The sequence below is a fragment of the Desulfobacterales bacterium genome (assembly GCA_034003325.1).
Classification (GTDB): Bacteria; Desulfobacterota; Desulfobacteria; order Desulfobacterales; family JAFDDL01; genus JAVEYW01.
On record JAVEYW010000001.1, the window covers coordinates 113,760 to 133,271 of the forward strand.

Consider the following 19,512-nt stretch of genomic DNA (forward strand, 5'->3'; position numbering starts at 1 on the left):
TTCAACATTAAACCTTGATAATCACTCTTTCATACATTCCCGCATAAACTGCGGTCGTCGCTTCCCAAGTGTGATACCGGCGCGCCCAAGTTAAGCCGTTTTGTGCGAGTCGTTCGCGGACTTGCGAGTTTAAAAGCAGGTTGTCCAGGGCTTCGGATAGGGCTTTTTCATCGCCGGCCGGAAATAGCAGGCCGGTTTCATTGTGTTTAATTAGTTCTTTATGACCACCTACGTCGCTTGCCACCAACGCCTTGCCCATGGCCATGGCCTCCAGTGGTTTCAAGGGTGTTACCAGTTCGGTCAGTCGCATGGCGTAACGGGGGTAGGCGAGAATGTCGATCATGGCATAGACGCCGGGGACCCGTTCGTGGGGGATGCGGCCGGAGAAGATTACGCTATCGCGTAATCGCTGGGAGGCGGAAAAGCTGGGAAGCTGGGACGCTGGGACGCTGAGCGGCAAAGAGCTTGGAGCAGGGAGCTTAGAGCTTAGAGCAGGGGGCGCGAAGACGCTGGGCTGCTGGGCTGCTGGGCTGCTGGGCGGTGTGTTGAGTTGGTTGATTTGGGCTTTTAGTTCTTTTTCCATTTCACCGCCGCCGACAAGCAGTAAAACTGCGCTGGGATGCTTGGAGGCTATACGCGAGAAGGCGCTTACTAAGAGGTCGAGGCCTTCGTAACGGTAAAAAGAACCTATGAAGCCGATTACCTTTTTGCCTTCCAGGTTCCAGGCGGTTTGGTATTCCTCGTCCGGGGGGGTCGGTTTGAAATCATCCGGGTTCACACCGTTGAAGACCGGGGTTATTTTATCGGACGGGATGCCGCGGGCGATGAGGTCTTGTTTCAGGCCGTTGCAAAGGACGGCGATATGAGCTGCTTTTTTGCAGACATGGGTTTCAACGGCTCGGGTCAAGCGGTATTTGATTGAATTTTCCGCGTAGGTACCGTGGTCAACGGCCGCGTCTTCCCAAAAGGCTCGGATTTCGTACACGACCGGGATATTGAGGGCCTTGCCGACACTGAGCGCGGGTAGCGCGTTCAGGACCGGGGAGTGGGCGTGGATGATGTCCGGCTTTTCAAGCACGATTACTTCCTGCAATCTTTTTTTTAAGGCGGCCATGAGCTGAAGTTCGCCCAGGATGGGCAGGCGGCTTCCACCTACGGCACCGGTGCGGTAATAATCAAAGCCGTTGATGGTTTCTTTCGAGTGGCTCTCTCCTTTCCAGCTCGCTTCGTGTTTGGGGGAGGTGAGAATGACCGGGTGGTATCCCATTTTCCGCTGCGACCGAAAGAGGTTCTGGCTTCGAAAGGTGTAACCGCTGTGAAGCGGGAGGCTGTGGTCGAGAATGTGGAGGATTTTCATTTTCTTTCGCCTCGAAGAACAGCATCCTGGAACGGGTACAGCTTATCTGGATAAAATTTCTTTGGCATAAAGATATCTGAGTTTTAATGCTTTGGGGAAAAGCCCGCTGAGCACCTCTTCACTGAGAACCTCCGTTTTTAATCGGTCGGCCGGGATGAGCCGGAGCAATGTATACCAGTCGCAGCCGGTCAACAATTTGCGGTAAAGTTCGTTCTTGTCGCCGGGGTGACGCTCGGCTTTACCTTCAAGCAATTGCGCCAGATATGCGGGGTCGATATGTTTGTCCCAGGTGAGAAGGGGTGAGTTCTTTGGGCTCATGGAGTTTATAGGGTTTTTCGAGTTCGTTGGGTTACCGGGGCGCTCAGGGCAATTTGACCGGCGATTATCAGCCGGTTCAGTTGGTTCATGTTGGCGGTCCAGTCATAGTGTTTCATGACAAATTCCCGGGCGGCGTTGCCAAGTTGCTCCCGTTGGGCGTTGTCCTTAAAAAGCGCCTTGATCCCCTCCGCAAAGGACAGCGCCGAGTCGGCAACCACCAGGTGTTCCCCGGGGGTGGCCGAGACCCCTTGAACGGCGGCGGCGGTGGTAACAATGGGTTTGCCCATTGCCATGGCCTCAAGGACCTTATTCTGGACGCCGCGGGCCATACGCAAGGGGATAACACAAATGTCGGCCATGGCATAATAAGGGCGGACATCGTCCACAAAGCCGGTTACGGATATCCCGTCAGCGTCGGCCAATGCCCTTACTTGCGCTGTCGGGTTGCTGCCGACGATTAAAAATTGCAGATCGGGGTTACCCGCTCGCAACGCCGGGAAAATTTCGCGACAAAACCAGCTGACGCCGTCGATGTTGGCTTGGTAGTCCATTGCGCCGGTGAAGAGGAGGCAGAAACGCTGGGAAGCTGGGAGGCAGAAACGCTGGGAAGCTGGAAGGCAGAAACGCTGGGAAGCTGGAAGGCAGAAACGCTGGGAAGCTGGGAGGCAGAAACGCTGGGAAGCTGGAAGGCAGAAACGCTGGGAAGCTGGGAGGCTGGGAAGCTGGGAGGCAGAAGCGCTGGGGATGAAATAGGTTGAATCTACTCCGTTTGGGATGACGGAGAGGTTTCGGGCTGTCGGGTAGAGGGTTTTAAAGAGGTCGGCTTCTTTTTGGGAAACGAAGATCGAGTGGTCGAAGGTTTGGTTAATCTTTATTTCGTAGGCAAGAAGACGATCAAATTCTGTTTTATAGATAAGGTTCATTGGGAGTTTTGATTGTTGCGCGTATTGGCGCCATTTGTCGGAGTCTAGGTCGCAGAAATCAATTAAAAGGCTGGGAGGCTGGGACGCTGGGACGCTGGGAGGCGAAACAGCCGAGAGGCATTCTTGCTTACAAGTATTTGAGTTCAGCATGTATTCGGCCATGGGGGAGGAGAAACAGATAACGGCATCATAGGGGGTTTCTATGCACCACTGGTTGACCACCCGCTGGAGTTTTTTGCTGTAAAAATAGCCCACGGATATTGCGCCACCTTTTAGAAGACTGAACAGCCCTTTTATTTTTGATAAAAGCTTGTTTAAGGGTTCTACGTGAATATGTCGGCAATAAGCCTCCAGATCTTTTCGATATTGCAGATCGTTTGGGTCGTCTGCGAAACAGGCCAAATCAATCTGGTGGCCCTTTGAGAGATACTTTATCTCGTTGAAGGAGCGGATTTTATCCCCTTTGTTGGGGGGATAGGGGATGCGATGGCATAAAAATAAAATGTTCATTTTATTTTTGCTGGGAAGCTGAGTCGCTGGAAGGCTTGGAGGCTAAAAACAAAAGAGCACCATTGGAAATATCTAATTGTCAGCATTTATGGTTTAAAATTTTTTGGTAAAAAGCCCAAAGTCTTTGACCCAGCTTGCCATATCCTTCAACTAAATTGGAGTAAGAATCATCGAGGACATAGCCGAGCCGATTGGCAAAATGAAGCAGATACTTCGTTTCGGCTAAAGAACCCAGGCTGATATTGATGAAATTGGCAAGTTCTTTATCCCCTCGTCTGGAATATCCTTCCACAATATTTGTTGGGATGGATAATGCAGACCTTCTCACCTGGGAAGTGAGCCCGTAACGCTCTTCCTTTGGAAAACCCTTTGAAACCAGGTAAACGTTATAGGCCAATTCATCTCCCAACTTCCAGACATCCAGCTTTTTCCATCTGTCTTCAACCATGCCCCACCTCCCAGCCTCATAGCCTCCCAGCTTCCCAGCTTCCCAGCCTCATAGCCTCCCAGCCTCCCAGCCTCCCAGCCTCCCAGCCTCATAGCTTCCCAGCCTCCCAGCCTCCCAGCCTCACAACCCCTCCCACAACCGCACCAACAGCATTTAGCAACACATCCATTCCTCCCCCATACCTGCCGGGGACAAAAGCCTGATGGATTTCATCCAAACACCCGAACCCCGTTGAAACTAAAATTGCCAGCAGAATCGAAACCCGGGGGGATAATTTTTTCTCTCTTAGCCCTCCCACCCACAGAAACGACAACAAGGCATATAAAGGGATGTGCAATAAGTTCTGAAGCGTCGGTTCAATATAGGGGACCCACTGAAACCCGTCAGAATCATTCATCGGAATGGATGACGAAATAAAGATCAGAACCATCAGCCCAATGGCTATAAAAATTGATTTACTGTTTTTAATGATCCCTCCAGGCTCCACACGCTAATGCCACCATCGTCCCAGCCGCCTCCCAGCCTCCCAGCTTCCCAGCCTCCCAGCCTCTTTGCCTCCCAGCTTCCCAGCCTCTTTGCTTCCCAGCCTCTTTGCCTCCCAGCCTCTTTGCTTCCCAGCCTCTTACGCCAAATACTTCGCAAGCCGGGGCCCAATGATTTTCGTAGCCCCAAGCGGCAATTTCCGCCACATTTCAATTTTTCGCTTGTATTTCGGGTTGGCGGGGCTGAGGTTCGGCATTTCCGTGGCGTTGACCAGGTGATACTGATAGGCAAGTTGCGTTGGCTCGAAACCCCAGTGGCGTTTAAAATTGAAGGAACCGGTTCCCATCTTGCTGCGCCCGTAATCGAATACTTTGTAGCCGTTCTCGCAGCCGTATTTCATGAGTTGCCAATACATGAAATCGTTGGGTGCGAATTTACGGTATTCGGGCTTGGATCCCGCCCAATACGGCACGACTTGATCTTTATAAAAGAAGGACATGACGGCGGCGATTGGGATCTTGTCCTTATCGCGAATCACAAGGATTTCCACCTTGTCGTCAAATAGGCTTACAAAATGTTCAAACAATTTTTTGGAGAAAATGGGGGTTCCCAAATGATGGTAGCTTTCAGCCATAAGTTGGTAATGTTCGTGAAGAAGGTGAGAACCGAATTCCGCTGTCAAACCATATTTTTCCCCCTGGCGAATCATTCGCCTGGCTTTTCGAGGGATGGCCGTTAAATTTTCATCGAGATTCGGGAATATTTCTCGCCTGAAATTGTAATACAAATCTTTTGTGGCAAGCCCGTCAATGGGTGTCCTGTTACGAAGCTCCAGGTAGTCACATCCCAGTTCGGTTGCTAGGGCTTTCGCTTTTTCTAATAGCACCCCCTCCACCTCCTTTGAATCACTGAGGGGGCCTCCGATTTCGGCAAAGGGGACGGAGATTAAAAAATCTCCGAACAAAAGACTTTTTATTCGAAAAAGAGGAAGAACGCCGATAATGGTTGCGCGTTGAGGCGGGCCACCTGTCTCGCCATAATCCATGCCGGTGGCTACAAGATAATAGCTTTTATGTCCAAAAGTGAGCGCAACAACCTCTTTCCAAGCGGTTAAATGAAACAACGTACCGTTTGGGTGGTTTTGAACATACGCATCCCAGGCATCGCTTTCCGTTTCTTGAATGAATCTTGTTTCAATATTAGGGGTTAAAAGCATTGAACTCGCCATGGCCTCATTCAGTTTGGCTCAGGAGTTTTTTAGCGCTTGAATGATTGCAGTTTTGTAAGTGGTAAAATCTGTCAGATTTTTTTTCAGAATGGCGACAACGATTTCTGCATCAACGTTATCATAGTGGTGCACAACGACATTTCTGAATTTGGCCATCTTTTTCATTGTTTCAAAAAGATTCTTATTGATCAGTTTGTTGTCGTAAAGAACCTCAAAGGTTTCAACATAGCTGTTTGGAATCCGGTATTTTTTATCAGAAATAATGTGGCTCGCAATATCCGCGCACGTTTCGATCATCATCTGTAATGTTCTCTCGATAATCCTTTGAATTTTCCAGTCTTTTCGGTATTGAGAGATGCTGATATATTTGAATTCTTGTATTTGCCTTAAATATTCTTCAAGTTCAGATAGTTTTCGCAGTATCAAGGTTTCATCAACCATTGAGAAACCTCCGTTTTAATATGTTCTTTTCGATGTATGAAAAGTCGAAATACTCCCTCATGGTCAAGGATTCATAGGCATGCCGAATAAAAGGCGCTTTGTCCGTTAACAGTTTACCATGTGACAAAATTCTCATTTTCAGGGGTAACGGCGCGCAATTTAAAACAACAAGATCTATTTCATCGGTTTTGAGCGTATCGATCAGGCCGCCGAGTATTTCCAGCTTTCGTTCGGGTATATTCTTCTGAGGGGATAAAAATACCGCAATATCAACATCGCTTAGCGGCAAAAGGCCTTTTTTTGTTAAACCTCCGAATAGATAAGAAAAACTAACAAATGGCAACGAGTTGAGATATTCCACCGCGTTGGGGATCAGCGCCATAATATTTGGGGGCAATTTTTTGTTTTTAATCATGGCGTAATGGGCACAAGGTCATGTTAAGGTAATCCCGAAGGGTTATGAATTGACAATGATTAAACGCCTTGATGAACCGGTAAAGCCTTGCGTATGTCTTTTGCAGATTCACATAATGCCGAAATTGGTAGCTACGAGGAATGCCGGTTACCCGTGGTTGATTCGGGTCAATCTCCCAGGGGTGCATGTAAAAAAGATATGCGCTCGTATTGTTGAGAATCTTTTTTACCCCCAGTTTAAACAGTGAAAACGGCATCAATCGAAAGTACCCCCCGCCGCTCCAAGGTAAAACATGTTTGTTAAGGGTTAAGTTGCTTACCGGCAATTCGTGAAAGGAATCGGAAACAGCGTAAGCGATGCCCGTTTTTCTAAAACCTGAAAAATCAACCTTTCCATATCGACCGTGCATCCCAAAGGAATTGTAGCTGGAATCGTATTGGTATCCGCAGTCTTCAATGATTCTCAATAAATCCATATTTATTGAGAAACTGGGTGCTCGGTAGCCGATGACCGGCGCGCCGATAAGGTCTTCGAGAAAATGCTTGCTGCCGATTAAATCCTCTTTAAATTCAGATGGCTGAATCTTTGTGCACAGTTCATGCGCAAAGCCGTGGGATGCAACTTCGTGGCCTCTGTTATGAATCTCTTTGACCAGGTGCGGTAACTGTTTTGCGATCCACCCCAGAATGAAAAAGGTGGTTTTTGGGTTTAAATCGACGGCATCGAAAAGGTCCAAAAGCCGATGGGTGTTGCGCTCCACCCGAAGTTCGCGGTCGTTCCAGGTGGCATAAGGAATGACCGACTTGAAATTCTCAACCTGAAACCAGTCTTCAACATCTATCGTCAGGAGAATTGTGTCAAACACGGTTAAAAAATCTTCCGATACGGGCGCTCCGGCGTTACAGTCACACTGATAAATATACGATTTTCTGTATGGTTTTCATCATTAAGCGTATAGGCGCTTCTTCCGGAATCATTTGAGTTCAAATCCCTGTAAGAATAGCCAAGGCCTAGAAACAGCCAAGGCCTTGCCGTATAGGTCAGGTCCCAGTTAAAAGAACTCTGATCATCTTCAGGTCCGCTTTTATCATTGGCATCATCGCTTTCCGAAAGCAGCATGCTGTAGGTATAATTCGCCGAAGTCGTTAACCGCCGGCTTGGAGTATAGATCAGCCCGGCACTGGTAATCAGGCGGTTATCAACGAGATCCTCATCATCATTAATGTATTCGTTTCTTCGGATCGAAGCGCTCAGCGTGCTGCTTAAATGCTTTGTCAGGCCATAGGACAAGGCACCGATTAAATCGTAGTACCTTTCAAAGCCCCGATTCTCCGATCCGAATTCGTTCCGGTCGATGCCGCTTGATCCCGTCAAGCTAAACGTGCCTCTTGGAAACTGCCAATTTCTGGTGATATTGGCGTCACAAAAAGGCCCCTCTTCATCCTCCTCCGTTTCTAAATCCTGATAAAAATAGCCGACCCCAAGCCTGACGGATGTGTTTTTATCCGGTTGATAGGATACACCCACGGAGGGTGAATAAATTTGATAATCCGATTCAGTTTCTACGCTATCCCCTTTATACATTCTAACTGTGTGGCCGTATGACAAATAAGCATCGAGGTGCCTGGTAAGTTTCCGGTAGAAGCTGACGTTACTCGACACATCATCAAAATCGTCGGAATTATTAAAATCATCGGTATTCACAGAGGTATTGTTTTCATCATACATTGCCCGGGTATACTCGACACTGGCATCCATCCCATATTGCGGCGTCAGCCAGTAACTCACGCTAACGCCGGGGGTGTGTCTTTTGTAATTATTTCCGTCCTCGGATTTATCTTCCCTCAAGCCAAAAATATAACTAAAATTAATATAATCTCTTTCACCAAATTGGTGTTGTAAATCAATACTGCTGTTATAGGTGTAATAAGGCTCGCGGGATCGCCTGAGAATGGTATCGGGCGTTATGATGATATTCTCTTCCGGAAATAGAATTTGATCTCTTTCTCTCAACGGGTCTTCAATCCGTGAAAATGTCTGGGCAATTTGGAGCCGGGTGTTTTTTGAAATATCCGCCCATCCCGTTAACCCGGCATTATGAGTCTCTGAATTATTTTCCGTTTCACTTTCGAAAATTTCGTACTCATAATCGTAGAAAACCCTCACGCTGGCATGCTTTTCCGAATACGCCATGTTAACTGAAGGGGAAATGGTCGTGACAAAGTCCGATTCCGCATTGTTTTCCGTTAAGGACGCATTGTCGGTATAAGATTCACTGATGGTCACTCTCGGGGTAATTTCCAGAACCGAGCCGATTGCCACAGAACCGATACAACAGAAAAAAACAGCAAAAACACATAAACAGACTCTTAATTTCATTGTTCTACTCCATTTGTTCATGGGGTAACAGGCCCACAAGTCAAAACAACACGCAAATTGGATTCAATGCTTTTATTCTTTCCAGCCTCCCAGCCTCCCAGCCTCCCAGCCTCCCAGCCTCCCAGCTTTCCAGCCTTCCAGCTTCCGGCAAAGCCGGATTAAGCGGTTGCCCTTCCAGCTTTTTGCAGTAACAAATGCACCAAGTACGTCAATATCAACGCCAGGAAAAAGATCACTATGCCTGACATTTCATGAAGAAACCCTTCCGCGACTTGCGCCCCGTAGTATCTGGCAAGGACAGCGGTACAAGAAAGACGAATAATATTAACCAGAATGGCAATGGGAATCGCCGAAAGGAATAAAACGATTTTTTTTAACCTTGAGTGCTCGGAAATAAGCGCAAAGGCCGCACTGAGCGCCAACAGGGATGTAAGGGACCTTAGCCCTGAGCAGGCGTCCACCACTTCAAGGGTTGTGTTGGCCAGATGAATGATGTTTCCTTCGGCGTATACGGGAATATTAACGGCTTGAATCACTGAAACCGCCATTTTCGTCGCAAAGAGTTTTAAGGGAAAGGCAACTTTATTCCAAATGATAGCGGGCAAGGGAATCATGAACAACAAATATCCTATCGGAAAAAAAACCGCCTTGGCAAGGGACCATCCTGCCAGGAAGATAATCGCACTCCATATCACAAAGAGCATGGAAAGGCGCATGGTAAAAAGCTCGGCCCCGAGATATGTCGCCACAAAAAACAAAAGGCTGAGAATCAGGAAAATTAATCCCGAATTGGCGGGGGAGATAGGTATCTCGGCCAATCGCTTTCGGTCCTGCCAGATAAGGTATCCGGATATGACCGGGATTAAAAAGCCATGCGAATAGTTATCATCAATCGTCCAATCTATCACCATTTTGTAAATCACATGATGGTAAAGGGCAAGGAAGCTGATACACACCAAACCAACGAATAGATATTGCTTGTAGTCTGTGGCGGTTTTTGAGTTCATTGGGTTCATAGGAGGTCTTTAAGGTTGTTGGGTTCTTTGGGCAATAAAACTGGGAAGCGGAAAAGCTGGGAAGCAGAAAAGCTGGGAAGCTGGGAGGCTGGGAGGCTGGGAGGCAGAAAAGCTGGGAGGCTGGGAGGCTGGGAGGCTAAAGGCCTTGGCCGTTGCCAAGATGCGCGTTTATACCACCTAACAATTGGTATCCAAAAAAAGTAATACGCTATGGAATGTTTCCCGGCCTCATCGCCTCCAAGCATTCCAGCTTTATAGCCTTCCAGCTTCACAGCCTCCCAGCTTCCCAGCCTCCCAGCTTCCCAGCTTTTCCGCCTCCCAGCTTTTCCGCCTCCCAGCTTTTCCGCTTCCCAGCATTTCTGCTTTTTCTCCAGGCAAATATTCCTGTAAAATCGGAATGATTTTCTCCGCAAAAGTTTTCAGATAATCGGTTGTGTAGTCCATGCCTTTGGGTCCGACAGGTGCAATTAAGCGAATAAAAGAGCCGTCTGTTCTGTTTTCAAAGATGGCATCCCAAACCAGATATATTTTTTGCCAGTATTCCGATGCAATGAATCGCCCCCGTGACTGAAACCAATACAGCACGACCTGTGTGGACGGTCCTTTTTTCAAGGTTAGTTTGATCACCTTTATGGTTTGGGGACGCTTGCCCGCCAATGCCAATTCTTCTATGGAGGTTCTGTCGATTTCCCAGCCTGAACCCGGCATACAGTTTTTGGGTGAATGAATCAGATCCCCTTCTCGTTGGCTTTGGTAATACCCGATATATAATTGAACGAACTTGCCTTCCGCGTCCTGGTAGGAAATCAGTGTCGAATCATCCACGCCGAGGACATCGTAAACTTGTTCGTCAAAGAAACCCTCCTGACCTTTCCACGCATCAATTTGTTTGGGGAAATCGGTTAAGGGTTTTTTGGGCGGAACCGCTTCGGTTCGGCTGAGAAAAGATAAAAACCCGATGGTCAAAAGCATCAGCACTGAAATCAGCACGCAGCGGGTAAAGGATAATCCGTCAGGTTGTTTCATAAAAAGCGTCCTTATCCGGCTTCGCCAGAAGCTTGAAGGCTCTAAGGCAAAAGAGTCAGTATTATCGGTCAGCTCAAGGAACTCTCTATATTAGTGTTTTCACAAAGGCGATAATTTTTTCCGGTCCCTTTGAGGTTATTACGGCAAAGCAAATAAATAAGCCTATTGAAAAACATAACGAGGCGACACAAAACCCCAATTCCAGCTTTTGTTTCCGCTTATCTTTCGGCTGTAAAATTCGAGGGATCGCCGCCAGAACCGGGACATTGAGGGTTGACTCAATGTCCTCCTTATTTCTGTAAGTTGTATTTAGAAACTCAATCAGAAATATCAACCCGCCACCCAATCCCAAGCCAGCTGCCAGGGTCATAATAAACAACCGGGGCATATTGGGGGAAATCGGCTTTTCGGGTAAACGGGCCGGGTCGATAATACGAAACTGCTCGCCTTTTTGTTTCTTTTCCATATTGACCGATATTTCAGCCTCAAGTTTGCGTTTGAGCAGAGATTCATAGATTCCTTTAACATTTTCGTAGTCTCTTTTGATCGACAGCAACTCTTCTTCTCTTTTCGGGGTGTTTTCCACCCGTTTTTGATAATCGTCGATCTTTTGCCCTAAAACAGCTATATCCGCCTCCATAATAGCAATCTGGCGGCGGCTATCTTCAAGTTGTGATCGCTGCAAGGCCATAAAATCGACCTGGGGTATTACAATATCTTTCTCTACCGGTTCCGATTCTTTCATCTCGTTTGGTTCAGCTGCTTTTTCAGCTTCCAGCTTGCTGATCATGCCTTGAAGACGAAGCACTTCCGGATGGCGATCCTTATACCGGATTTTTAATTGTGCCAATTGTTCTTTCAATGTGCCTATTTCACCACTGTTTTCAGTACCAAGGTCTGCTAATGACGAATCATCAAACATGGGCATGGACGACTGCATACGCTGGGTTTCGGAAATCTGCCTTTCAGCAGTGGCCAATGAAGCCTTGGCCTCCCGAAGCGCTTTTTGCTTCTCAATCAGTTGCTCGCTGTAACGAGTTAATACGCTTAGATTTGAAGTGAGCTGGTCCGGCAACTCTCCCATGTGCATCTGCCGATAAGCCCTCAGCCGCTGTTCACTGTCTTCAAGCCGGGCGCGCATGGTTTTCAGTTCATCCTCCAGAAACACGCTGGTTCCGACGGCCTGGGCTTCCCTGACCTTCAAGTTCTCATCGATAAAATAGGTCGCTAATGCATTGGCAATATTTTTTACCTTTTCAGGGTCCGAATCTCTAAACGAAATGGAAAACGTGCTGGACTGCTTGACATTTACTTCAATTCGTTTTCGCACGCTATTTATTTTGTCTTCCATAAACATATCGGAATGTTCAGGCTGAGTGAACATTTTATAAGCACCAATGATGCGTTCGATGTTGGTACGGCTCATGACCTGCTCGGAAATGGTCCGCAACCGCGCGGAAATATCCATACTTACTACCGATTGGACAAAATTCGTGGGCACCCGCTGAGGTTCAACCAATATCAAGGTGCTGGCCTCATAAATTTTCGGCATTGTAAATGCCAAATAGCTCCCAACGATAGTCGAAAGGCAAAATGGAATGATGATGAACCAGCGTCGGCGCACGATGATATTGATAATTTCCGCAGGCCTGATCATGTTTTCCGGTGCTTTTATCATGGGGAGTTCCTTGGGGTTACAGGTTTGGGTTCGTTGGGTTTATTGGGCCAAACAGCTTCGCCGCTGATTTGTCTGCCGCCTGGCTGTCTTGCCGACAAGCTGCCCAGCATTCCAGCATTTAAGCACGCACGCTGAAGGCCTTTCTTATGGATTCGACGACTCGATCGGCGGTTTTACCGTCCCAAAATTCGATTGGGCCAGCCGTTGTTCGGGCACCATGTAATACATGATTCACCTGTTCCTCGATATCGTTCAGGGTACACAATCGATTGGTGCCGTTTGTAATGGTAACGGGCCGTTCGGTGTTGGGCCTTATGGTAAAACAGGGGATGCCAAGATAGCTGGTTTCTTCCTGAACACCGCCTGAATCGGTAATAACAAACCGGCAATTGAACACCAGGCTCATAAAACGAACATAGCTCTGGGGCTCAAGCAGTTGGATTCGTGAATCATTTTCCAATAAATGCACCAGCCCGTGGGTCATAAGGCTTTTTCGGGTTCTGGGATGCACGGGGAAAGCAAGCGGCGTGTGTTCTGACATACGAACCAGCAGCCGGCAAAGAGAATTCAGGTTTTCCTTGTCATCCACATTGGAAGGCCTATGCAGGGTTACCATTCCATATTGCCCCGGTTCAAGACCGAATTCCCGATATGCCGCCGCAGCTTCAATTTTCTCTCGAAGCATCTCAAGAGAATCGATCATGATGTTGCCGACGCGAACGATTTTCTTGCTCGGAACACCTTGGTTGGTAAGGTGCGCATCTCCGTCCGGGGATGGCGTCCAGAGAATATCCGCCAACGCATCCGTTACCAGTCGGTTTATTTCCTCCGGCATGGTGCGGTCAAAGGATCTGAGGCCGGCTTCGAGATGGGCGACGATGGGGCGGGGGAAATGCCGAGGACTGAGGACTGAGGCCTGAGTGGTCGGTTGTGGATACGTTACTTTGGTGGCGGCGATGGTACAGGCCATGGTGGAATTTACATCGCCCACGACGATGATAAGATCGGGGCGTGTTTCCAACAGGATTTTTTCGTAGGCAATCATGACTTGTCCGGTTTGTTCAGCGTGGCTGCCGCTGCCGATCCCAAGATGCAAATGGGGCTCGGGCAAGCCCAAATCCTGAAAAAACACATCGGACATGTTCAAATCGTAATGCTGGCCGGTGTGAACAATTCTGGGATCGGCCCAGTCTTCATTTTTCAGCGCATGGTAGAGCGGCGCGATTTTCATGAAATTGGGTCGCGCCGCCGCAATGAGATGGATCAAAATTTTATTATTCATAATGTAAGAATACTTGGACGTTTAAGAGCTTGCACGCTAAGATTCGGTCGCTTCCCAGCTTCATTCCAGCCTCCCAGCCTCATAGCTTCCCAGCCTCATAGCCTCCCAGCCTCCCAGCCTCCCAGCCTTATAGCTTCCCAGCCTCATAGCCTCCCAGCCTCCCAGCCTCCCAGCCTCATAGCTTCCCAGCCTCATAGCCTCCCAGCCTCCCAGCCTTTACGGGACTATAATCGTATCGTTAGCCTGTATGGGAATATTGGTGCTGATATCTTTATTATTCGCAATATCCTTGTAATTCACTCGAATTGCTTTATATGAATCGTTTTCCTTGCGAAGAAGAAGAATCTCTTTCTTCGAGGCCCATTCGGTAAAACCCCCTGCCAATGCAAAGGCCTGAAGCACCGTCAAGTCCTTTTCCAATGGGTATTCACCCGTTTGAGCCACCTCGCCCAGAATATAGAATTTCTGACTTCCGGAAGCCTTCAGGGTAATCGTGACAAAAGGGGATTCGACAAATTCGCCTAATTTTTTCTGGATGATCTGCTTAAGCTGGAAGGTCGTTAATCCTGCCGCATCAACATCATCTAAGAGCGGAAAAGTGATTCTTCCATCCAACCGAACCTTGACCTCTCTGGACAACTCGGGTTCTTTCCATATAAAAACCTCTAACACGTCCGCAATCCCGATTTTATACCCAAGAGGATCTGCTACGAGTGCTTCCTCTTTATTGGTAGAAGGGTTTATTTCTTCAGCCAATCCGACTGAATGGAACAACGTTACAATGATAAAAATCACAAACCATCCCCGAATCGAACATTTTTTTCTCATGACTTATTACCTCGATTGGTTAAATTGTGAGCGATATAAAGAGACTATCGGCCGATTCCCATATAAATAAAGCCGTGTTCCCGCATTTCCTTCGGGTCATATATATTTCGCCCGTCGATAATGATGGGGTTTTTCAAAAGCACTTTCACTGCCCGCATATCAAGATTTCTGAATTCATCCCATTCCGTCGCGATGATGAGGGCATCGCAATCCCTGATCGTCTCATATGGATTTTTGAAGTAGTTGACATCGGCAAGGACTTTCCCGGCGGTTTCCATTGCCACCGGGTCATACGCATGAATATTGGCGCCCATGTGCTGAAGCGTCTGTATGATATTGATCGCCGGAGCCTCGCGGATATCATCGGTTTTGGGTTTGAAGGACAACCCCCATATGGCGACATGGCTGCCGTTAATAGCCAACACCTTTTCAAGCTTTTCCACCGCAAGAAATTTTTGCTTTTCATTGATCCGGTCAACTGCTTCGAATAAGTCCGCTTCACACCCATATTCTTTTAACGTAGCAACCAGGGCTTTTACATCTTTTGGAAAGCAACTGCCGCCATAGCCCAAACCGGCATGCAAAAATCTTGAACCGATGCGACCATCCAGGCCGATTCCCCTGGCCACTGATTGAATATCCGCTCCCGCTGCCTCACACAGAAGGGCCAACTGATTCATAAAGCTGATACGGGTCGCCAACATGGCGTTCGCAGCGTATTTTATGATTTCAGCGCTTTTTATGTCCGTCACCATGATCGGACGCCCCGTTCTGACCACAGACCGATAAAGGGAGGTCATGATTTCCTCGGCCTTTTTCGTATCCGTTCCGATGATGATACGATCCGGATTTTCAAAATCCTTTACCGCAGCGCCTTCGCGCAAGAACTCGGGGTTTGACACCACATCAAACGCGATGTCCACGGCTTGATTCTGTTTGATGATCTGTCTTACAAGTTCCGCCGTCCCCACCGGCACTGTGCTCTTATTGACGATTACTTTATAATCTTTCATATGGCGGCCGATGGCCGCTGCTGTTTCCTCAACCGCGGATAAATCCGCAGCCCGGTTGGGACTTGACGGCGTGCCGACACAGATTAAAATAATCTCGGCGGCATCGATCGCGTGCATGGCGTCCGTGGTAAACTTGATGCGCCCGGCATCTATATTGCGCTGGAAAATTTCTCCCAAACCGGGCTCGTAAATCGGCAGTTCTCCCTTTTCCAATATAGCGATTTTTTCATGGTCCACATCCAGGCAGGTGACATCATTGCCAAGATTTGCAAACCCAATGCCTGTTACCAAACCAACATAGCCGGTACCGACGACGGTTAATCTCATGAAAGTAAGATCCTAACCCGGCAAAGCCGGAAGCTTGGACGCTGAGATGCTGGGATGCATGGAAGCCATCCTTCACCTTCAGCGAATATACACACAAAAGCGTGCATGTTTCTGATAGCGGGGTTAATCGGGTTCAAGAAACACCATAGTAGTTTTTATACCAGGCAATGAACTTCCCGATCCCCTCTTCGATCGGAGTCGCCGGCTTAAACCCCACATCCGCCATCAGGTCATCCACATTCGCATAAGTCGCCGGCACATCCCCGGGCTGTAAGGGCAATAATTCTTTTTGCGCTTTTTTGCCGATGACGGTTTCAATCGTTTCTATGAATTGATTCAATTCCACGGGTTGATTGTTGCCGATGTTATAGATTTTATACGGGGCGTAGGAGGTGCCGGGGTCCGGATGCTCACCGGACCATGCAAGGTTCGGCTCGGGCAGGCGCGCCATTATCCGGACAACGCCTTCAACAATATCATCCACATAAGTAAAATCCCGTCTCATTCGCCCATAATTAAAAACCTTGATCGGCTCACCCGCAAAGATCGCTTTCGTAAAAAGGAAAAGAGCCATATCCGGTCGCCCCCATGGACCGTAAACGGTAAAAAACCGTAACCCGGTGCAGGGAAGATGATAAAGATGGCTATAGGTGTGCGCCATGAGTTCGTTTGCCTTTTTGGTGGCCGCATAGAGGGATACCGGATGATCCACATTATCGTGAACGGAAAAGGGCATATTGGTATTGGCCCCATACACTGAGCTGGAAGAGGCAAACACCAGATGCTTTACGCCATAGTGCCGGCAGCATTCCAGAATGTTGACAAACCCGACAATGTTGGCATCCACATACGCTTGAGGGTTCGTAAGGGAATAGCGAACACCGGCCTGAGCCGCCAGATTGACAACCACATCGAAACCGTTTTCTTTAAAGAATGCCTCCAATCGTTTTTTGTCTTCCAGGTCAGCCTTTATGAAGGAAAAGTTATCTTGCGATTCAAGACGCGCCAGTCGATCGTTTTTAAGTTGAATATCATAATACGGGTTCAGGTTATCCATACCGGTGACACGCACCCCTTGCCGGAGCAGACTTTCACAAAGATGATAACCGATAAAACCGGCCGCGCCGGTGATAAAGACGTTATTAAACTTAAAGTTCATTCGGGTTCCTTGGGTTTGTTGGGTTTGATATCCCCATTCGAATCAGATTTCAGCTCACGGCACTTTTTTGGTACCACCCATACGTCAGCGCGAGGCCGTCTTCAAACACATAATCCGGAGAAAATCCGAGACTTTCTTTTGCCGACGCAATATTCGCCAGAGAATGCCGAATATCTCCGGGCCGGGGCGACTGGTGAATGGCGTCAATTTGAACGTTCTCCAGCCTGCAAATGCTGTCCCACAGATGGTTGACGGTGACGGCATGACCCGTACCAATGTTAAATACGCTTCCGCTTACCCCCGGAGTCGTAGCAGCTAGTATATTTGCTTTCACGACATCTTGGACAAAAATAAAATCTCTTGATTGATCACCGTCACCATAAATGACGGGCTGCTTTTTTTCAGCGACCCGCGTCAGAAAGATTGAAATAACGCCTGAGTATGGTGAGGACGGGTCTTGCCGCGGGCCATAGACATTGAAATAACGAAGGCAGACCGTCTCAACGCCGTAAAGTTCATGATAAAGTCGAGCGTAATACTCCCCCCCCATTTTCTGAACCGCATAAGGGCTCATGGGCTTAAGCGGCATGGCTTCGGTTTTCGGCAACGTGGGCTCATCCCCGTATACCGCGCAGGAGCTGGCAAGGACGATTCGCCTGCTGCCGTTTTTACGAGCGGCCTCCAGCACCGTCAGCGTACCGATGTCGTTGACCATCGCCGATTCCACCGGCATTTGAACCGTTTGGGGGACGGACACCACCGCGGCTTGATGAAATATGACATCGCATCCCTTGCCGGCTGCCTTAACCGCTTTTGAATCCCGAATATCCCCCTCGATAAAGGTGATCTTATCTTTCACACGCGCCAGATTCGACAGGTGCCCCGTACTCAGATTGTCCAATACGGTCACACCCCAGCCTCTTGCCACCAACGCATCCGCAAGGTTCGATCCGATAAAGCCGGCGCCACCGGTTATAAGGGCTTTTGAGTTCATTGGGTTCATCGGGACACCGTTGGGTTGGGTGAATATAGCTCCGCCTGGTCGATTCCAGAGGGCATTCCAATTCAACTTGTTGAATATACAGAAATTACTATCAATAAAAGCCGGCTGTTTCGTTGTTCAGCTCTAATCTGGAGAAGCCGGAAGCTGGGCGGCTTGGCAGCTGGGAAACTGGTCCGCCTGGCGACCTACGCCCCTCCTGATGATGCCGTTTTTCGTGCATGTTTCAGATAGAGAGTCTAAGGCATCAGTCCTCATTTCCTTGATCTTAGGACCCCGACAAACGCGCCTACCTCGCCCCTTTGCCGAAAAGCACGGTCTTTATCGTTTTCAAAACAATCATAATATCCATAAAAACGGACATATTTTTAATGTAAAACAAATCATAGTTCAGCTTTTCGATGGCGTCTTCTATGGAAGCACCGTATCCATAGCTGACCTGGGCCCATCCCGTGACACCCGGTTTGACTGAAAACCGCTCCCCATAATAGGGAATACTGTCTTCGAGTTTTTTAATGAAAAATTCCCGCTCCGGCCTGGGCCCCACAAAACTCATCTCACCGACAAGCACATTCCAGAGCTGAGGAAGCTCATCGATTCGCCATTTACGAATAAAACGGCCGACCCGGGTAACGCGATCATCTTCCGACTGCGCCCACACCGGTCCGCTTAGTTTTTCCGCATCCGCCACCATGGATCGGAATTTGTGCACCATATAAGGTTTTCGGTTTCTTCCGATTCTTTCTTGAGAAAAAAATACCGGCCCCCTGGAATCAATTTTTATCAGCAAGGTCACAATTAAAATCACCGGCAAACACGGAATGAGAAGGGTCAGAGAAAACAAAATATCCGTTATTCGCTTAAACGTCCGACGCCCCCAGCTTTTTTTGAATCCGTCCGAAAAAATCAGCCAGGTCGGGTTAATTTGCTCCACAATAAGCTTTCCGGTCAGCATTTCGTAGAACGAGTTCCCCTCAATTACTTCTATTCCATTCACCCGGCATTTAAGCAGTTCTCGGGTCGGAAAAGAGCCCCGCCTTTCCTGAAGTGCGACCACAATTTTTTGAATTCCGAGTTCCTTGGCCAGTTCGCTCAGGCCATCATAGTCATCCTTTACCATCAGGCCGGGGGGAATTGCCTGGTGGCTTTCCATATCCCGATGACGCCCCCTGACGACAGCGCCCACCTTGTAGCCGCAATCTTTTTTTGCTTCGATTTCATAGATAATGTTGACGCCAAGTTCACTGCATCCCAGAAGGATGATCTTTTGATCGAGCATGCCGCGGTTAAGCATCAGGGTATAGCAAAACCGCCAGAAGACCACTAGAAAAAGAGCAAAAACGACACTGACGGCAAATATGCCTTTGCCGATGATGGCGGTCGGCAACACCAAATAGATGAGCGCGAGAAATATTGATGCCGCCCCCAACGCCTGCAGCAGTCGTATGCCAAGCTCGGAAAAACTGTCTATAACCGTCAAATCGTAAAGATCATTGTAGAAAAGGCAAATCTGACATATGATTGCAATCAACAACGCCTTCAAACAAACCCACATCGTCAATTCACTTGAATCCGGCAAGGGCATGATTCGGGCGGCCAGCAAGACCGACCCGTATATCATAATAAACTCCCCGAAAATGAAAAATATGTTTCTGATGGGGTAGTATTGTTTGAACAATCT

Annotated in this window: 17 protein-coding genes; all 17 read right to left on the reverse strand. The window is 48.2% G+C overall.

Going from position 1 to position 19,512, the window contains the following annotated elements; all coding sequences use genetic code 11:
• Positions 1–7 precede the first annotated feature (7 nt).
• The 17 genes from RBT11_00515 to RBT11_00595 all read right to left on the reverse strand — a co-directional run bounded on the left by RBT11_00515 (position 8) and on the right by RBT11_00595 (position 19,452).
• Positions 8–1,357, reverse strand: a complete 1,350-nt coding sequence (locus tag RBT11_00515; protein MDX9785236.1) for a glycosyltransferase — start codon at positions 1,355–1,357, stop codon at positions 8–10.
• Between the two features lie 42 nt (positions 1,358–1,399).
• A complete protein-coding gene (locus RBT11_00520; GenBank protein MDX9785237.1) occupies positions 1,400–1,675 on the reverse strand; it encodes a hypothetical protein in 276 nt (91 codons plus the stop codon).
• A gap of 5 nt (positions 1,676–1,680) precedes the next feature.
• Positions 1,681–3,108, reverse strand: coding sequence for a glycosyltransferase (locus RBT11_00525; protein ID MDX9785238.1), 1,428 nt, complete (start codon positions 3,106–3,108; stop codon positions 1,681–1,683).
• 79 nt (positions 3,109–3,187) lie between these two features.
• Positions 3,188–3,556 carry a four helix bundle protein gene (locus tag RBT11_00530; GenBank protein MDX9785239.1) on the reverse strand — a complete coding sequence of 123 codons (369 nt, stop codon included), beginning with the start codon at positions 3,554–3,556 and terminating at the stop codon, positions 3,188–3,190.
• Between the two features lie 622 nt (positions 3,557–4,178).
• Positions 4,179–5,267: a FemAB family PEP-CTERM system-associated protein gene (locus RBT11_00535; GenBank protein ID MDX9785240.1), complete on the reverse strand. Its 1,089-nt coding sequence runs from the start codon at positions 5,265–5,267 to the stop codon at positions 4,179–4,181.
• Positions 5,268–5,285: 18 nt separating this feature from the next.
• On the reverse strand, positions 5,286–5,708 hold the full coding sequence (locus RBT11_00540; GenBank protein MDX9785241.1) for a DUF86 domain-containing protein: 423 nt from the start codon (positions 5,706–5,708) through the stop codon (positions 5,286–5,288).
• 407 nt (positions 5,709–6,115) lie between these two features.
• Positions 6,116–6,988: a DUF3473 domain-containing protein gene (locus RBT11_00545; protein MDX9785242.1), complete on the reverse strand. Its 873-nt coding sequence runs from the start codon at positions 6,986–6,988 to the stop codon at positions 6,116–6,118.
• 2 nt (positions 6,989–6,990) lie between these two features.
• Complete coding sequence (locus tag RBT11_00550) at positions 6,991–8,502, reverse strand: outer membrane beta-barrel protein (GenBank protein ID MDX9785243.1); 1,512 nt, start codon at positions 8,500–8,502, stop codon at positions 6,991–6,993.
• A gap of 158 nt (positions 8,503–8,660) precedes the next feature.
• Positions 8,661–9,509 carry an exosortase/archaeosortase family protein gene (locus RBT11_00555; GenBank protein ID MDX9785244.1) on the reverse strand — a complete coding sequence of 283 codons (849 nt, stop codon included), beginning with the start codon at positions 9,507–9,509 and terminating at the stop codon, positions 8,661–8,663.
• Between the two features lie 261 nt (positions 9,510–9,770).
• On the reverse strand, positions 9,771–10,544 hold the full coding sequence (locus tag RBT11_00560; GenBank protein MDX9785245.1) for an EpsI family protein: 774 nt from the start codon (positions 10,542–10,544) through the stop codon (positions 9,771–9,773).
• Positions 10,545–10,629: 85 nt separating this feature from the next.
• Positions 10,630–12,222 (reverse strand): GNVR domain-containing protein, encoded by a 1,593-nt coding sequence (locus RBT11_00565; protein MDX9785246.1) that lies wholly within the window; start codon positions 12,220–12,222, stop codon positions 10,630–10,632.
• 118 nt (positions 12,223–12,340) lie between these two features.
• Positions 12,341–13,504 carry a UDP-N-acetylglucosamine 2-epimerase (non-hydrolyzing) gene (wecB, locus tag RBT11_00570; GenBank protein MDX9785247.1) on the reverse strand — a complete coding sequence of 388 codons (1,164 nt, stop codon included), beginning with the start codon at positions 13,502–13,504 and terminating at the stop codon, positions 12,341–12,343.
• A 216-nt stretch (positions 13,505–13,720) separates the two neighbouring features.
• A complete protein-coding gene (locus tag RBT11_00575; protein ID MDX9785248.1) occupies positions 13,721–14,299 on the reverse strand; it encodes a polysaccharide biosynthesis/export family protein in 579 nt (192 codons plus the stop codon).
• Between the two features lie 77 nt (positions 14,300–14,376).
• Positions 14,377–15,672 carry a UDP-glucose/GDP-mannose dehydrogenase family protein gene (locus RBT11_00580; GenBank protein MDX9785249.1) on the reverse strand — a complete coding sequence of 432 codons (1,296 nt, stop codon included), beginning with the start codon at positions 15,670–15,672 and terminating at the stop codon, positions 14,377–14,379.
• 133 nt (positions 15,673–15,805) lie between these two features.
• A complete protein-coding gene (locus RBT11_00585; GenBank protein ID MDX9785250.1) occupies positions 15,806–16,831 on the reverse strand; it encodes an NAD-dependent epimerase in 1,026 nt (341 codons plus the stop codon).
• A 49-nt stretch (positions 16,832–16,880) separates the two neighbouring features.
• Complete coding sequence (locus RBT11_00590; GenBank protein ID MDX9785251.1) at positions 16,881–17,834, reverse strand: SDR family oxidoreductase; 954 nt, start codon at positions 17,832–17,834, stop codon at positions 16,881–16,883.
• A gap of 286 nt (positions 17,835–18,120) precedes the next feature.
• The gene (locus RBT11_00595) at positions 18,121–19,452 is read right to left on the reverse strand and encodes a TIGR03013 family PEP-CTERM/XrtA system glycosyltransferase (GenBank protein MDX9785252.1); all 1,332 of its coding nucleotides are present in this window, start codon (positions 19,450–19,452) and stop codon (positions 18,121–18,123) included.
• Positions 19,453–19,512: the final 60 nt, after the last annotated feature.

Bases quoted from the DNA above. Each gene is read 5' to 3' on its own strand.
- RBT11_00525 (MDX9785238.1), bottom strand. From the start codon at position 3,108: ATGAACATTTTATTTTTATGCCATCGCATCCCCTATCCCCCCAACAAA.
- RBT11_00590 (MDX9785251.1), bottom strand. From the start codon at position 17,834: ATGAACCCAATGAACTCAAAAGCCCTTATAACCGGTGGCGCCGGCTTT.
- RBT11_00580 (MDX9785249.1), bottom strand. From the start codon at position 15,672: ATGAGATTAACCGTCGTCGGTACCGGCTATGTTGGTTTGGTAACAGGC.
- RBT11_00560 (MDX9785245.1), bottom strand. From the start codon at position 10,544: ATGAAACAACCTGACGGATTATCCTTTACCCGCTGCGTGCTGATTTCA.
- RBT11_00515 (MDX9785236.1), bottom strand. From the start codon at position 1,357: ATGAAAATCCTCCACATTCTCGACCACAGCCTCCCGCTTCACAGCGGT.
- RBT11_00540 (MDX9785241.1), bottom strand. From the start codon at position 5,708: ATGGTTGATGAAACCTTGATACTGCGAAAACTATCTGAACTTGAAGAA.
- RBT11_00530 (MDX9785239.1), bottom strand. From the start codon at position 3,556: ATGGTTGAAGACAGATGGAAAAAGCTGGATGTCTGGAAGTTGGGAGAT.
- RBT11_00595 (MDX9785252.1), bottom strand. From the start codon at position 19,452: ATGATATACGGGTCGGTCTTGCTGGCCGCCCGAATCATGCCCTTGCCG.
- RBT11_00550 (MDX9785243.1), bottom strand. From the start codon at position 8,502: ATGAAATTAAGAGTCTGTTTATGTGTTTTTGCTGTTTTTTTCTGTTGT.
- RBT11_00585 (MDX9785250.1), bottom strand. From the start codon at position 16,831: ATGAACTTTAAGTTTAATAACGTCTTTATCACCGGCGCGGCCGGTTTT.
- RBT11_00535 (MDX9785240.1), bottom strand. From the start codon at position 5,267: ATGGCGAGTTCAATGCTTTTAACCCCTAATATTGAAACAAGATTCATT.
- RBT11_00555 (MDX9785244.1), bottom strand. From the start codon at position 9,509: ATGAACTCAAAAACCGCCACAGACTACAAGCAATATCTATTCGTTGGT.
- RBT11_00520 (MDX9785237.1), bottom strand. From the start codon at position 1,675: ATGAGCCCAAAGAACTCACCCCTTCTCACCTGGGACAAACATATCGAC.
- wecB (MDX9785247.1), bottom strand. From the start codon at position 13,504: ATGAATAATAAAATTTTGATCCATCTCATTGCGGCGGCGCGACCCAAT.
- RBT11_00565 (MDX9785246.1), bottom strand. From the start codon at position 12,222: ATGATAAAAGCACCGGAAAACATGATCAGGCCTGCGGAAATTATCAAT.